The sequence below is a fragment of the Hymenobacter cellulosilyticus genome, assembly GCF_022919215.1.
Classification (GTDB): domain Bacteria; phylum Bacteroidota; class Bacteroidia; order Cytophagales; family Hymenobacteraceae; genus Hymenobacter; species Hymenobacter cellulosilyticus.
The window spans coordinates 2,634,001-2,647,421 of record NZ_CP095046.1; the positions used below are offsets into that span (position 1 = coordinate 2,634,001).

General features: G+C 60.2%; 10 protein-coding genes. 4 read left to right on the plus strand and 6 right to left on the minus strand.

The features are described 5' to 3' along the window. Positions 1-135 precede the first annotated feature (135 nt). Complete coding sequence (gene sppA, locus MUN79_RS12920; RefSeq protein ID WP_244678026.1) at positions 136-1,896, plus strand: signal peptide peptidase SppA; 1,761 nt, start codon at positions 136-138, stop codon at positions 1,894-1,896. 115 nt (positions 1,897-2,011) lie between these two features. Here sppA and MUN79_RS12925 read toward each other — a convergent pair whose 3' ends face one another. Then, positions 2,012-2,710: a PKD domain-containing protein gene (locus tag MUN79_RS12925; protein ID WP_244678027.1), complete on the minus strand. Its 699-nt coding sequence runs from the start codon at positions 2,708-2,710 to the stop codon at positions 2,012-2,014. 308 nt (positions 2,711-3,018) lie between these two features. On the opposite strand from MUN79_RS12925, the gene MUN79_RS12930 reads away from it, so the two are divergent. Next, the gene (locus tag MUN79_RS12930; protein ID WP_311136735.1) at positions 3,019-3,723 is read left to right on the plus strand and encodes a purine-nucleoside phosphorylase; all 705 of its coding nucleotides are present in this window, start codon (positions 3,019-3,021) and stop codon (positions 3,721-3,723) included. A gap of 75 nt (positions 3,724-3,798) precedes the next feature. Here the strand turns inward: MUN79_RS12930 and MUN79_RS12935 are convergent, their stop codons facing one another. From MUN79_RS12935 to MUN79_RS12950, 4 genes are all read right to left on the minus strand, one after another. Beyond that, a complete protein-coding gene (locus tag MUN79_RS12935; protein WP_244678028.1) occupies positions 3,799-4,662 on the minus strand; it encodes a DUF4249 domain-containing protein in 864 nt (287 codons plus the stop codon). Between the two features lie 34 nt (positions 4,663-4,696). Continuing rightward, positions 4,697-6,985: a TonB-dependent receptor gene (locus MUN79_RS12940; protein ID WP_244678029.1), complete on the minus strand. Its 2,289-nt coding sequence runs from the start codon at positions 6,983-6,985 to the stop codon at positions 4,697-4,699. A gap of 263 nt (positions 6,986-7,248) precedes the next feature. Then, complete coding sequence (trxA, locus tag MUN79_RS12945; protein ID WP_100334985.1) at positions 7,249-7,554, minus strand: thioredoxin; 306 nt, start codon at positions 7,552-7,554, stop codon at positions 7,249-7,251. 154 nt (positions 7,555-7,708) lie between these two features. After that, complete coding sequence (locus MUN79_RS12950; RefSeq protein WP_244678030.1) at positions 7,709-8,155, minus strand: hypothetical protein; 447 nt, start codon at positions 8,153-8,155, stop codon at positions 7,709-7,711. Positions 8,156-8,421: 266 nt separating this feature from the next. On the opposite strand from MUN79_RS12950, the gene MUN79_RS12955 reads away from it, so the two are divergent. Then, on the plus strand, positions 8,422-8,754 hold the full coding sequence (locus MUN79_RS12955) for an HNH endonuclease (RefSeq protein WP_244678031.1): 333 nt from the start codon (positions 8,422-8,424) through the stop codon (positions 8,752-8,754). Between the two features lie 75 nt (positions 8,755-8,829). Continuing rightward, positions 8,830-9,906 carry a DUF6687 family protein gene (locus MUN79_RS12960; RefSeq protein WP_244678032.1) on the plus strand — a complete coding sequence of 359 codons (1,077 nt, stop codon included), beginning with the start codon at positions 8,830-8,832 and terminating at the stop codon, positions 9,904-9,906. A gap of 4 nt (positions 9,907-9,910) precedes the next feature. Here the strand turns inward: MUN79_RS12960 and MUN79_RS12965 are convergent, their stop codons facing one another. Continuing rightward, positions 9,911-13,354 carry an AAA family ATPase gene (locus MUN79_RS12965; protein WP_244678033.1) on the minus strand — a complete coding sequence of 1,148 codons (3,444 nt, stop codon included), beginning with the start codon at positions 13,352-13,354 and terminating at the stop codon, positions 9,911-9,913. Between the last annotated feature and the right edge of the window lie 67 nt (positions 13,355-13,421).

Sequence of the window (13,421 nt, forward strand, 5' to 3'; positions counted from 1 at the left end):
CCTCAAAGCATTTCACCTGCTTGTTCGTCAGCTATAGTACAAGCAACGCTAACCAGCTTTTTCTCCTCTATGCAGGAGTGCCAAAAGCCTTCTACATTTGCTTACTATCCAACTCGCTATTCCTTTCCTTTTTCCATGAGACAATTTTTGAAGTACGTGCTGGCCACGCTTACCGGGCTGGTCTTGTTCGGCGTGGTGGCCCTGCTGATCGGGCTGGGCCTGATTGTGTCGGCCGTGAGCGGCGACAACACCGCCACGGTAGCCAAAGACTCGGTGCTGGAGCTCAAGCTGGACCGCCCCGTGGCCGAGCGCGAAAGCCGGGAGTCGTTTGGGGCTTTGTTTAGCTCCCAGGCCGACAACATCGGGCTGGAGCAGCTGAAGCTGGCCATCCGCCGGGCCAAAAAAGACGACGACATTAAGGGCATTTTCCTGAACGTGGAGCTGGTGCAGGCCGGCATGGCCTCGCTCGAGGAAATACGCAATGAACTGCTGGACTTCAAGAAGTCGGGCAAGTTCATCGTGGCCTACAACGACATTGCCTCCGAGAAAAGCTACTACTTGACCTCGGTGGCCGATAAGCTCTACCTCAATCCCCAGGGTACGCTCGAATTCAACGGGCTGAGCTCGGAGACCTACTACTACAAAAACCTGTTCGAGAAGGCTGGCATCGAGCCCTACATCTTCCGGGTTGGCTCGTTCAAGAGCGCCGTGGAGCCTTACTTCCGCGACTCAATGTCGGACTCGGCCCGTTTGCAGACGTCCTCGTTTTTGAACTCCATCAACGACTACATGCTGCAGAATGTGGCCAAGACCCGTGGCATCACGCAGGCCCGCCTTAAGCTGATTTCCGACTCGATGCTGGTGCACAACGCCGACGATGCCAAGCGCCTCGGGTTGGTGACCAACCTGGGCTACTACGACCAGGCCCTCGACTTTATGAAGGGCAAAGTGGGCCTGGACGTAAAGAAAAAGCTGAGCCTGGTGAGCCTGGGCGACTATGCCGAGGGCGACGATAAAACCGACGAGGACGGCAGCGGCAACCGCATTGCCGTGATTTACGCCGACGGCGACATCGTGACCGGCAAGGGCGGCAACGACAACATCGGTAGCACCCGCTTTGCCGAAGCCATCCGCAAGGCCCGCCTCGACGATAAGGTGAAGGCCGTGGTGCTGCGCGTGAATTCGCCCGGCGGCTCGTCTCTGGCTTCCGACATTATCTACCGGGAAGTGGTGCTGACCAAGAAAGTGAAGCCCATCGTGTGCTCTATGTCCGACGTGGCGGCTTCGGGCGGCTACTTCATTGCCATGGCCTGCGACACCATCGTTGCTCACCCCAATACCATTACCGGCAGCATCGGCGTGTTTGGCGTACTACCCAACATCCAGCCCCTGCTGCGCGACAAGCTCGGCATCACCACCGACCGGGTCACGACCGGCAAGTTCTCCGATTTGCCCACCATCACCCGTCCGCTCACCGCCTTTGAGAAGCAGCAGTTGCAGCAGGAAGTGGACCGTATCTACACCGACTTCACCACCAAAGCCGCCGCCGGCCGCCATATGCCGGTTGAGCGCCTGCGCCGCCTGGCCTCGGGCCGGGTGTGGTCGGGCACCGAAGCCAAGGCCCGCGGCCTGGTGGATGTGCTGGGCTCGTTCGAGGATGCCGTGCGCATTGCCGCCCGCCGCGCCAATCTGAAAGAAGACGACTACCAGCTGCAGCGCCTACCCCGGCAGAAGAACATGCTCGAAAACGTGTTCAACACCACCAGCACCGAAGTGCGCATGCACCTGATCAAGGAGGAAATGGGTCCGATGTACCCCGTGTATGAGCAGTACAAGAAGCTCTCGACCATGAGCGGCGTGCAGGCCCGTATGCCCTTCGAGCTGAATATTCAGTAAGGGTAACCGCCATTTGGCAAAGACCAGCAAGCAAAGGGGCCGACCAACTTGAATTGGTCGGCCCCTTTGCTTGCTGGTCTTTGCCTAGCTAGAACTAAACAATGCATTTTTCTACTTACGGCCGCCGCTTACCGTGGTATATGGTATAGAAGGTAGTGTTGCTTCTTACCTCAAATACCATGAAAGTAGCACTATCTCCCGCCACATAAAAGCGGGAAGTAACGCTTCCACGTTGCATGTTATCAGTAATTTGGGCATGAAATGAGTGAGCCGCAACACCGGGGAACTGCGTATGATAAACTAGTCCAAGCTCATGCCTAAGCTTGTACGAATCCCAGAGTACGAAATTCGGCGCTTGCTGCGTAATAGTGATGTCCTTGTCGGGCAGCCGGGTCCGGCCGGAGCCCGACTGGTTCAAATAACCGGAGACTACTTTGCAGCTATATATCCCGGCAAAACGAACCGGTGAATGAGCAAAGATTTCGTAGGGACCAACTGTGATACTCTTGGTAACAGAATCGGCCTTGGTGGCGCCGAAAGCCTTGAGCTTTACCGAATAAGTCCCTGCTGTGGCGTAGGTATGGGACGGGTGTTGTTCCTGGCTGGTTTTACCGTCGCCAAAATCCCAGGTGTAGCGCGTTGCATCCTGGGACTGATTTTGAAAGGTTGTGCTTACTGTTTCCTCCGTTTTCTGGGGGAGAGTGAAATCGGCAACGGCCAGTTTGGTTTCGGCCGGCTTCACATTGTCGTCCGTGTTGCAGGCTGCCAGGCAGGTGCTTGTGATAAGCACTAATGCATTGCTTTTACTAGACATCTTCGTTGCCGTAGTTTAGGTGGGCTTAAATCTATTGCTAATTCCACATAGTCGGGCTTCTAGCCAGTATTACCAATTCGAGACTTTCGAGGGCTACCACTTTACGGGCAGGGTTGAAAACAGAACCGCTTGTTTCTTGTCTACTTTTGAGCCCACCTTGTTTCCTGCTTTCTGCCATCTAGTAATTCTTACGCTTTGCAAAATCTCCACGAAGCCGCCGCCCATATCCGCCAGCAGATTGGCGACTTTAAGCCCGAATTCGGCATCATCCTCGGCACCGGCCTGGGGCCCTGGTTCACGACATCGACGTGGCCTTTACCTTGCCCTACGCCCAGATTCCGCACTTCCCGGTCTCGACGGTAGAAAGCCACTCGGGCAATCTGCTGGCCGGCACCCTGGCCGGAAGGCGGGTGCTGGTGATGCAGGGCCGGTTTCACTATTATGAAGGCTACTCCATGCCCCAGGTAGTGTTTCCGGTGCGGGTCATGAAGATGCTGGGCATTCAGAAGCTGTTTGTGAGCAACGCCTCGGGTGGCCTGCACCCCGACTACAACTACGGGGACCTGATGCTCATTGAGGACCACATCAACCTGCAGCCGACCAACCCGCTGGTGGGCAAAAACCTCGACGAGTTGGGTCCACGCTTCCCTGACATGCTGGAGCCCTATAGCCACGAGCTGCTCAGCCAGGCCCAGGAAGCGGCTCAGCAGCTGGGCTTCGCCGATAAAGTACGCCGCGGCGTGTACGCCAGCCTGCCCGGCCCCATGCTCGAAACGCCCGCCGAATACCGCTACCTGCGCACCATCGGGGCCGACGCGGTGGGCATGAGCACCGTGCCCGAGGTTATTGCCGCTGTGCACATGGGCCTGCCGGTGCTGGCCGTTTCCGTCATCACCGACCTCTGCTCGCCGGGTAAGCTCAAGCGGGTGGAAATAGCCGACATCCTGCGCGTGGCCGCCGAAGCCGAGCCCCGCCTGACGGCCCTGCTGCGCACCGTGTTGGAGCGCCAATAAAGCCGGCTTGGTACCAAGCAAAAGGCCCGCGGAACTGATTCCGCGGGCCTTTTTGGCTTTCGTGCTGGTCTTGGCCTACCGAATAATAATGCGGCGGCGGTGGTAGCTCAGAACGGTGAATACGCCTACGCCGCCCTCTACCGTCGACTTCACGGCAGCGGGCTGGGAAAAGGGGTTGCCGTTGGCGTTCTGCGCATCGTCTACCGACTGCAGGAAGCGGTAGTAGGGCTGGTCGAGGTGGTAGAGCGTGACCAGCAGCGTGTCGTTGGCGGAGTACCGGTAGCTGGTACCCAGGGTCGTAAACTGTCCGTTGGTGAGGCGGTCATCCACTTCCAGGTCGCGGTTGGGGCCATCCGAAATACTGTCCTTGTGAATCTGCAGGCGGTAGAAGTCGGCCGTGGCGGCTGGGTCCTGAAACTTGACCAGCAAATACGCCCGGCGCTCTTCAGTGGGCTTGTCGTTGAATTTCCAGATCAGCGAATCAATGGTTACCCGGGCCGGCATGGTGGCGCGGCCCGTTACGTGGCGGCCGTGGGTGTCCTGCACGTCCAGCGTAAACGTGTCGCCGGGCTTGGCCACCAGCGGCTGGCTGCCCTGGTGGGTGTAAAGCTTTTTGGTTAGCGTATCCAGGCCCGGTGAAAAACGGAAAGCTTCTTTCTGGCCCGAAGGCAGCGTGAGCACTACCGACACGTCGGTGAGCAGGGTGGGGGTGGGGCTGCTCAGATACGGGACGGTTTCACTGACGGTCATGCGCGGAACCTGCCCGGGCTCCAGGTAGCACTCCACTACCAGCTGGGGCGGAAAAGCGGGCAGCTCCACGTCAATATCCTTCTGCAGATTACAGCCCGTGGCCAAGAGCAGCAGCCCGGCCAAAGCCAACTGTGGCCGTAGCCGGCGAGTGGGCAGAAACTGATGCAGGTGGAAGAAAAAGTTGTTCATACAATAACTAACAGCGCCGAGCTAACGGAAGAGCCTAAAACTTGAAATTATACGTGACGGAAGGAATGACCGGAAACAGCGAAACCTGCCGGGCGCGGAAGTTGGTTACATCCCCGGTTTCCTTGTTGCGCACCTGTTCGAAGTAAATGAAGTAGGGGTTGCGTCGGTTGTAGGCGTTGTACACCGAGAACGTCAGGTCCGACTCGCCACGCTTGGGCCGCAGCTTGTACACCATGCCCAGGTCCATGCGGTTGTAGGGGGCCATGCGGTAGGTGTTGCGGTCCGGGTAAATCGGCACGGCCATGCTATTGTCGCCGAAAATATCCTGCAGCAAAAACCGGCCCTGGGGCAGCGTGGTGGGCGCTCCGGAGGTAAACACGAAGGAAGCCGTCAGGTTGATTCGCTCGTTGAGCTGGTGCAAACCAACTACCGTCAGGTTGTGGCGCCGGTCGTAGGTAGGGTAAAACACCTTGCCGTTGTTGACGCCGCTGCTGCCGCGCTGGGGCAAAAACTGCCGCTGGGTCCAGGCCAGGGAGTAGCCAATCCAGCCCGTGGTACGCCCCGACTTTTTTTCCAGATACAGCTCGTTGCCGTACGACCAGCCCTTGCCAAACAGAAATTCTGCGTCCAGGTCATCGTTGGCAAACAGCTGGGCTCCGTCGCGGAAGTCCACCTGATTCTGGGCCCATTTGTAGTACACCTCGTCGGTCAGCAGGTATTTGCCTTCGCCCAGCAGAAAGCTGATGCCGCCGGCAGCCTGCTGGGAGCGTTGGGGCTTCACGTTCAGGCGCGACGGGTACCAGATGTCGGTAGGCAAGGAAGCGCCGGAGTTCGTGACCAGGTGCACGTACTGGTACATCATGGCGTAACTGGCCTTGATGGATGTTTTGGGCGTGAGCGAGTAGCGCACCGCCCCGCGGGGCTCCAGGGCCGCGTACTGGTTGGAGCCGCTGCGGAAGCCGGTCAGGCGCAGGCCGTACTCCAGCTGCAGCTTGTCACTGGGCTTGAAGTTGTCGGAGGCGTAGAGGGAGGCTTCCTGCCCCCGGTAGATGGTTTCGGAGCCGATGTTCAGGCTGCCGTCGGTGCTGCTGGCCGATAGCCGCCCCACGTTGAAGCGGTGGTTTGTAGCACTCACGCCCAGCTTGAGCGTGTGCTTGTCGTTGGCCTGGTAGTCGAGGTCGGAGCGCACCGCGTAGTCCTGGATTTCCGACGACAGGCTGAAGCCGAACTGGTCGAGACGGTTGGCAATCTGGTATTGGTAGCGCGTGGTCGAAACCGTGGTGTTCAAAAACAGCTTGGGCGAGAAAACGTGGTTCCAACGCAGCGCCCCCACGGCATTGCCCCAGGTGAAGTCGAAGTTGAAGCCTCCGGTGCTGTTGAAGCCGAAAATGTCGCGGCCGTAGTAGCCGGTCAGGAAAACCTCGTCCTTCTGGCCCAGCTTGTAGTTGGCCTTGGCGTTGAAATCGTAGAAGTAGTAGTCTGGAATGGGGTTGTAATCCTCCGTGTCCTTGTTGATTTTGTTGATCTGCCGGGTAAATACGTCGAAGTAGGTGCGGCGTCCCGACAGCGAGAAAGCGCCCTTGCCCTTCACGATGGGGCCGTCCACGGTCAGGCGCGACGAAATCAGGCCCAAGCCTCCGCTTACGCCCAGTTTCTCGGGGTTGCCGTCCCGGGTTTTTACATCGACTACCGAAGACAGCCGCCCGCCGTACTGGGCCGGAAAACCACCTTTGTAGAGGTCCACGCTCTGGATGGCGTCGGCATTGAACACCGAGAACAAACCAAACAGGTGGGAAGGATTGTACACCACCGCGTCGTCTAGCAGAAACAGGTTCTGGTCGGCCGAGCCGCCGCGCACAAACAGGCCGCTGGTGCCCTCCCCGCCGTTTTGCACGCCGGGCTTGAGCTGCAGGGTTTTCAGCAAATCCACTTCCCCAAACAGGGCCGGCAGCAGCTTGGCGTCGCGGGCGTTGAGGTGCTCCACGCTCATCTGAGTGGTTTGCAGCTTCTGCTCCAGCGTGCCGGTGCCCTCAATTACCACCTCGCCCAGCTGGTTGCTGGCCTCGGGCAGGCTGAAGGATAGCCGCTGGGTCTTGGTCAGGTTCAGTTCCCGGGTCTGGGTCTGGTAGCCGATAAAGGAAATGGCCAGCTGGTAGCGGCCTTCCGGCAGCGTGAGGGTATAGAAGCCCTCGGCGTCGGCAGTGGCCCCGGTACCGAGCGTGGGCACGGCCACCGAGGCGCCGGGCAGCGCACTGCGGTCGGCGCCGGAGCGCACGTAGCCGCTGATGGTAAAGTGCTGCTGGGCCAGCAGGCGGCCCGGCACTACACCGAGCAGAAGGAAGAGGCTAAATCGAAGAATCGTACTTATTAAACGCATTGGGGCAATTAGAACACAAGCTAACACAAAGATAGTCAGCCTAGCCCGCCAAACGCCTGCTCATGCCGGATAGTTTGGCGGCCGGTGCCCAAAAGCGGCGGGCCCGATATGCAGAAAGCGCCAAGTGGCGCTTTCCGACGGGGTAGAGTACTGCATTATCTGCGGAAGACTCCTTAATAGAGGCTTGGCCGCCGGGAAAGGTTGCGTGGCTACAGGTACGACTGCACCGTTTGGCTGAGCTGCGGGGCCGGTACTACTCCCGACTGCCGCCACACGGGCTGGCCCTTATGGAACAGAATAAGGGTAGGAATGCCCTGGACCCGGAACTGCTGGGCCACGGCCGGATTCTTGTCCACGTCAATCTTAATGACTTTGAGCTTGCCTTGGTGCTGGGCGGCCACCTGTTCCAGAATTGGGGCCATGGTTTTGCAGGGCCCGCACCAGTCGGCGTAAAAGTCGACCAGCACCGGCATACCCGGACTATTGATTAGCTCGCTGAAGGATTTCTTAGGCATGGCTAGAAAGAGTTAGAACGCAAGAAAAGCCCGCTGCCCGCACGGGAGCCGGATTGGTTGCTATACGCAAGCTAGCGGCAGGGGAGGTAGGGTTCCACGAAAAAGCCCGCCGTGGCTGGTGCTACGGCGGGCTTCTGAAACGGTATCGGACTGCTTAGCGCCGGTCGACGACGGTAATGTCGTTGCCTACTTCGGGGAAGGTGAAGCGGCCACCAACCACTTTCTTGCCGCTTACCTGGCATTCCCAAACGTAGCGGCCCGGGGTGCCTTTGGCGGCTTCACCGGCTTCGGTCTTGAAATAATCCGGGTCGGAGGGCTCGGAAGGGAACATTACATCGATGCCGTTCTGGCCTTTTTCTATCTGCTTAAGCAGGATGTATTCCTTGCCCGTGGCCTGGTTGGTTACCACGAAGCGGGCGGTGTAAGTGCCCAGCTGGCCGAACTTGTCCATAACGCCCATTTTGATGTAGGCGTCCGTCGATACCAGCCAGGTTTGAGCCCGGGAGGTTGTTGGAGTCAGTACCAACAAGGCTACCACCAAGCCGGCTGCCCGGAGCAGATGCGAAAGGCGAAGGGAAGAGTTGAGAGTAAAGTCACGCATGTTGTGTATGAAAAAAGGTTAGGAGGTACTAATTGAGAACTAAAAAGCCAGCGTTGTTAGGAAAATTGAGAGCAAATGAAGCTCACTAGTCAAAAGATGATAAAATCGTTCAATTGCACGTTAGGAAGGTAAGCCCTCCATCCCCGCAACCAAATATATGATTAAAATGAGTGCATGTGCAACAAATTTATTTATTTCTCGTCGCTAGCGGTTTATAAAAAACGTGCCAGATATTTGGTGCGCAACCTATTGCTTCTCTTTTGCTTATGCCCCGACGGCGAAAAAAAACCGGCAGCAGGGCGGTGTCAGTGGAGCTTACCTCGCGCCGGGAGCAGCGCTGTGAACTGTGTGAGCGGGAGGTAAGTGCCGTGTCGCGCCACCATTTGGTACCCCGGGAAGAAGGCGGACGGTATGGTCCTACGGTGGCGCTGTGCCAGCCTTGCCACAGCACGGTGCACTTGTTGCTGACCAACCGGGAACTGGCCCGCAACTACCCCACAGTGGAAGCTTTGCGGCAGGCTCCTGAGCTGCAGAAGTACTTGCACTGGATACGCCGCAGCCGGGTCGAGCATATTGCCAACCGGCGGCGCCGGCAGTAGGGCGGTGCTCAGAACCTGCTAGCTTTGGGCACTGCCGAGGCCCTGAAAAAGCTGGTTTAAACAAAGAATTTGCGCATGTACCACCACTTTGTTCCCTTTACCACTCTCCGGCAGCAGCCTACCATTGTGGTCGATAGTACGGCCAACGGGGCAGCGCTGGTGCTGGCCCACTGGCGCGGGGCTCCCACGCCAGTACCGCTGCGCGACGATACCAGTGCCGGCTCGGTGCTGCGGGCATTACGCCAGGCTGCGCTCCCCGGCCTGCCCGCCGCGGCCGTTACAGCTAACCATTTCGACGTGGATGGTTTTGTGGGCGTTTGGAGCTTGCTGCATCCCGAGCTGGCCCTGCAGTACGAAGAATTGCTGCGGCTGACGGCCCAACTCGGCGACTTCCGGGAGGGCATAGGAGCCGGGCCGCTGGCCGACCACGCCCTGCAGTTGGTGTGCTGGATTAACGCCGAAGAAAAAGAGCATTTTTATCCGCCTTTTGGTGCGCCCAAGCTGCGGCGGCGGGAAGATGAGGCGTGCGTGGAAAAATTTGAGTGGTTTTTGCCGCGCTTTGCCGAAATGTTGCAAAACCCGGAAAGCGGCCGGATAGCCTGGGAACCGGAATACCGGCAGGTGCAACAGGCGTCGGCCGTCATTCATAGTTCAGCTACGCAGCTTGCTCACTACCCCGAAATCGGGCTGCTGGTAATTCGTACCCCGGAGCCGGTGCCGTACTACGCTTTGTTCGGCCCCACGGTAGATTACGACATTGTGCTGAGTATCTACGAGGGGCAACGCTACGAGCTGGAGTACAAATACACGACTTGGATTGATCTGGAATCGAGGCCGACGCTGCCCCGCCTGCCGCTAAATGAGCTGGCCGCGCAGCTGAGCGCCCAGGAAACGAGTGCGCACCGCTGGACCTTCGACGGTATTACCGACACCGGGCCGCTGCTGCGGCTCGCGGGCAAAACGCTCACCAAAGTGGAGCGCTATGCCGACCCCGACCAGCGCCCCATCCTTGCCTCGTCCATCACGCCCGAGGTGCTGGAACAGACGGTGGTAGCGTTTTTCCGGTATGGCTACGCCTCGATTCAGCCCCGCCGCTACTGGACGTGGGCCGAAATCAAAGCGGCCGGGCAGCCGGAAAGTGTCGGCGAATAAACACTTATTCCTTTTCTACCCCGAAGCCTACCACTCGCAGCGAGCTGACGCCACCGGCTCCTTTGCGCACATTGATCTGGGTGCTGACGCGTTCCTTTAGGGCTTCCACGTGAGAGATGATGCCAATGGTTTTGCCCGTGCCCTGCAGGGTTTCGAGGGCCGAAAGCGCTATTTCCAGCGTATCGGGGTCGAGCGTGCCGAAGCCCTCGTCAATAAAGAGCGTGTTTATCTGGGTTTTGCGGCCGGCCAGCTCGGAAAGTCCCAGGGCCAGGGCCAGGCTCACCAAGAAGCTTTCTCCGCCGGATAAGGAGTTCATCGAGCGGCTGTTGCCGGCCTGATACTCGTCGATAATGAGCAAGTCCAGGTGCTCTTCGGGGTTGCGGGTGATGCGGTACCGGTCGGTGAGGCGGTGCAGGTGGCGGTTGGCCAGATCTACGAGGCGGGCCAGGGTCAGGCCCTGGGCAAACTCGCTGAACTTCTTGCCGTCGGCCGAGCCGATGAGCTCCGCCAACTGCCGCCAGCGCCGGGCTTCCTGCTGCTGCTTTTCCAGCTGCTGAGCCAGGGCTGCGTGCCGCTCCAGGCCGCGGTGGTGGTCGAGCAGGCGCTGCTGCCGCTGCCCGAGCTGCTGGTTGAGCTGGGCCAGCTGCTCATTCAGGTTTTGCAACTGCTCACTGACGGTTTCGGCGGGCTCCGAGGTCAAATTGCGCTGCTGCTCCTGTTGAAACTGCTGGGCGGCTTCGGTCAGGTTTTGCTGGGTGGTCGCTACGGCCTGCTCGTGAGTCTGGAGCTGGTCGGCGAGGCGGCGCACTTCGGTGTCGGGCAGCAGTAGGGTGGCCAGGGCAGCCGGGTCGGGAGCCAGGCCGGCCGTTTGCAGGTCGGCTACCAGGGCCGCGTGCTGCTGCTCGTGCTCCTGGTGCTGCCGCCGGGCTTCCTGCTCACTTTTACGCAAGCTTTCGGTAGCTACCGATAGGGCAGTTTCCCGGTTTTTCAGGGCTTCGGTGGCTTGGTCCAGCTGTTTGGAAGCTTCTTCCACAGCGGCAGTCAGCTCCCGGCGGGCTGCACCCACGTTGGAGCCGGCAAACAGCTCGTGGCGCTGCTGCTTCTGCTGCTGAATGGCGGCGTGCTTGTCCAGCAGCTCCTGCTTGCGGGTGCGCAGCCAGATCTGCAGCCGCTCCCGCTCTTCCTCCGTTTTCTCAAACGTGGCGCTGATACCGGCCAATTCCTGCTGAGCCTTGTGCTGCTGCTGCTGTTTCTGGCTAAACTCGGCGGCCCGGTCACTGGCCAGCTTCATCAGGGCCCGGCCGTTGAGGTCCGTAAATTCGAGGCCGAAGTTGAGCAGCAGGCTGGCAATAACGCCGCGCACGGTGGGCACCCGCTCCTCGGCGTCGCGCAGCTGCTGGCTGAGCTTGTCGGCGTCCTGGGTGTAGGCCTGCTGCTGCTGGGCGGCGCTGGCCTGCTGACTGCTGGCCTGGGCCAGCTGCAGCTCGATTCCGCTCCGCTGCCGCTCCATCTCCTGCAGCTGCTTTACCAGGCTGCGCACCAGCTCACCCACGCCGGCTTCCTCGGTTTCGGGCAGCAGCTGAATTGGCTCATCCAGGCCCAGCTCGGCGTCGCCGCTGGTTTGCTCCAGCATGGTTACGTACGTGTTCAGGCGGTTGAAGCGGGTGCCCAGGGCACGCACGCGCTGGCCCAGCTCTTCCTCGCGCTGGGTGTCGCGCTGCACCGAATCGGAGCTGATGCCCAGCACGCCGGCCAGATAGGGGTGCTCCAGGGCGCCGCACACCGGGCACGGCTCCCCGGCCACCAGCAGCTCCCGCGTGCCCTCGTGCGACAACACGAGCTGCTGCATCTGCAGGCTGCGGCGCAAATCGTCGTGGTGCTGCTGCTGGGTTTGCTGGTCTTTCTGCAACGCCGACACCTGGTGGCGCAGGCGGCGCAGCCAGCGGTTCCGGTCGGCAGTGGCCGTATGCTGCTGAGCGGCAAGCTCGGCGAGTTGCTTCTGGGCCAGGGCGGTGGTTTGCTCGTGCTGGGCTAGGGCGGTGGCGGCCTGCTGCTGGCGCTGGCGCAGCTCCTGCAGGCGCTGGCGCAGCTGGCCCAGCTCGGCGTTGAGGTGCTCCCAGTCCTGAATGTTGGCCGACAACTCAGGCAGCAGCTCGGCCAGCTCACTCACGTTGGCATTCACTTCCAGCCACTTGCTCAGATCTTTGATCTGGGCCTGCAGCTCCCGCAGGCGGCCGGCGGCCTGCTCGGCGCTGGCCTTAAGCTGCTTGCACTGCTCGTTGTTCTGGTCGTACTCCTGCTTGTCTTTCAGCAACTGGGCTTCGTCGAGCTGAATCACCGTGTCCAGCTTCTCGGCTTCGCGCAGCCTGGGCTCCTGCAATTGCTGCGTTTCAGCGGCTTCGTCGCGCCGACGCTGGGTCTGCTGCCGGGCCTGGCTGGCTTCGGTAAACTGCTCCTGGAGCCGCGGCAGCTGTATTTGCAGCTGCTCGGCTTCGCGCTGCAACCGCTGAATCTGGGTGTGGGCCTGCTGCAAAAGGGCCCAGGGCGTGCGGAAGGGCAGGGCCTGCTCGTGTTGGCTGACCCGCTGCCGGATGGGCGACAGGGCCTCGGCTTCCTGAGCCAACGACAACAGCCGCTGCTGGCCGTGCTGCTGGCGGGCGGTGAGGTCGGCCAGGCGCCGCAGCCACAGCTGGGCTTCCTGCAGGCGCTGCTGCTCGGCCGTCACAGTTGTGAGCTGGGTCTTGAACTCGGCCACTTCGGATTCCAGCTCGGTTACTTCCTCCGCGTTGAGCAGGGTCACGCCCGCCAGGCCCGCGCGCAGCACTTCCACCTGCTGGGTTTCCTGCTTGGCTTTGTCGAAGGCGGCCCGGGAAATATCGGAGTACTTGCGGGTGTCGGTAATCTTTTCCAGCAGCTGGGCCCGCTCGCCGGGGCTGGACTTCAAAAACTTGGTGAATTCGCCCTGGGCCAGCAGCACCGAGCGCAGAAACTGGCGGTACTCCAGGCCGCTGAGCTCGGCCACCCGGCCCGGTACCTTCGACTTGTAGGTTTCCAGAAACGGCCACTGAGGCGCATCCTCGGGGTTTTCGGGTTCCTGGTATTCACTCAGCTCCATGGTGGGTGGCTGCAGTTTACCGTCGGCCTTCCGGCGCGAGCGGTACTGGCCCCACTTAGCCCGGTAGCGTTTGTCGTTTACCTGAAACTCTACTTCGGCCCAGCTTTCCCCGGTGCCGTGGCTCATTATCTGCTCGGGGCCGCTGCCGTCGTGGCGGGGCACCTGGCCGTAGAGAGCCAGCGTAATGGCGTCCAGAATGGTGGTTTTGCCCGCGCCGGTGGGGCCGGTAATGGCAAACAAGCCCGCATCTGACAGCGGAGAGGCCGCAAAGTCGACTTCATGCTGCCCACGCAGGGAGTTCAGGTTGAAAAAACGGACGCGGAGAATCTTCATGCGGGTAAGCCTCAGACTATGAGGAAACAGCGTTGTCAGAAAGGCGCAACGGCTAATTCAGGTAAGT

Excerpts from the sequence above, each read along its gene's own strand:
- sppA (WP_244678026.1), top strand. The coding sequence starts at position 136 with ATGAGACAATTTTTGAAGTACGTGCTGGCCACGCTTACCGGGCTGGTC.
- MUN79_RS12925 (WP_244678027.1), bottom strand. The coding sequence starts at position 2,710 with ATGTCTAGTAAAAGCAATGCATTAGTGCTTATCACAAGCACCTGCCTG.
- MUN79_RS12935 (WP_244678028.1), bottom strand. The coding sequence starts at position 4,662 with ATGAACAACTTTTTCTTCCACCTGCATCAGTTTCTGCCCACTCGCCGG.
- trxA (WP_100334985.1), bottom strand. The coding sequence starts at position 7,554 with ATGCCTAAGAAATCCTTCAGCGAGCTAATCAATAGTCCGGGTATGCCG.
- MUN79_RS12950 (WP_244678030.1), bottom strand. The coding sequence starts at position 8,155 with ATGCGTGACTTTACTCTCAACTCTTCCCTTCGCCTTTCGCATCTGCTC.
- MUN79_RS12955 (WP_244678031.1), top strand. The coding sequence starts at position 8,422 with ATGCCCCGACGGCGAAAAAAAACCGGCAGCAGGGCGGTGTCAGTGGAG.
- MUN79_RS12960 (WP_244678032.1), top strand. The coding sequence starts at position 8,830 with ATGTACCACCACTTTGTTCCCTTTACCACTCTCCGGCAGCAGCCTACC.
- MUN79_RS12965 (WP_244678033.1), bottom strand. The coding sequence starts at position 13,354 with ATGAAGATTCTCCGCGTCCGTTTTTTCAACCTGAACTCCCTGCGTGGG.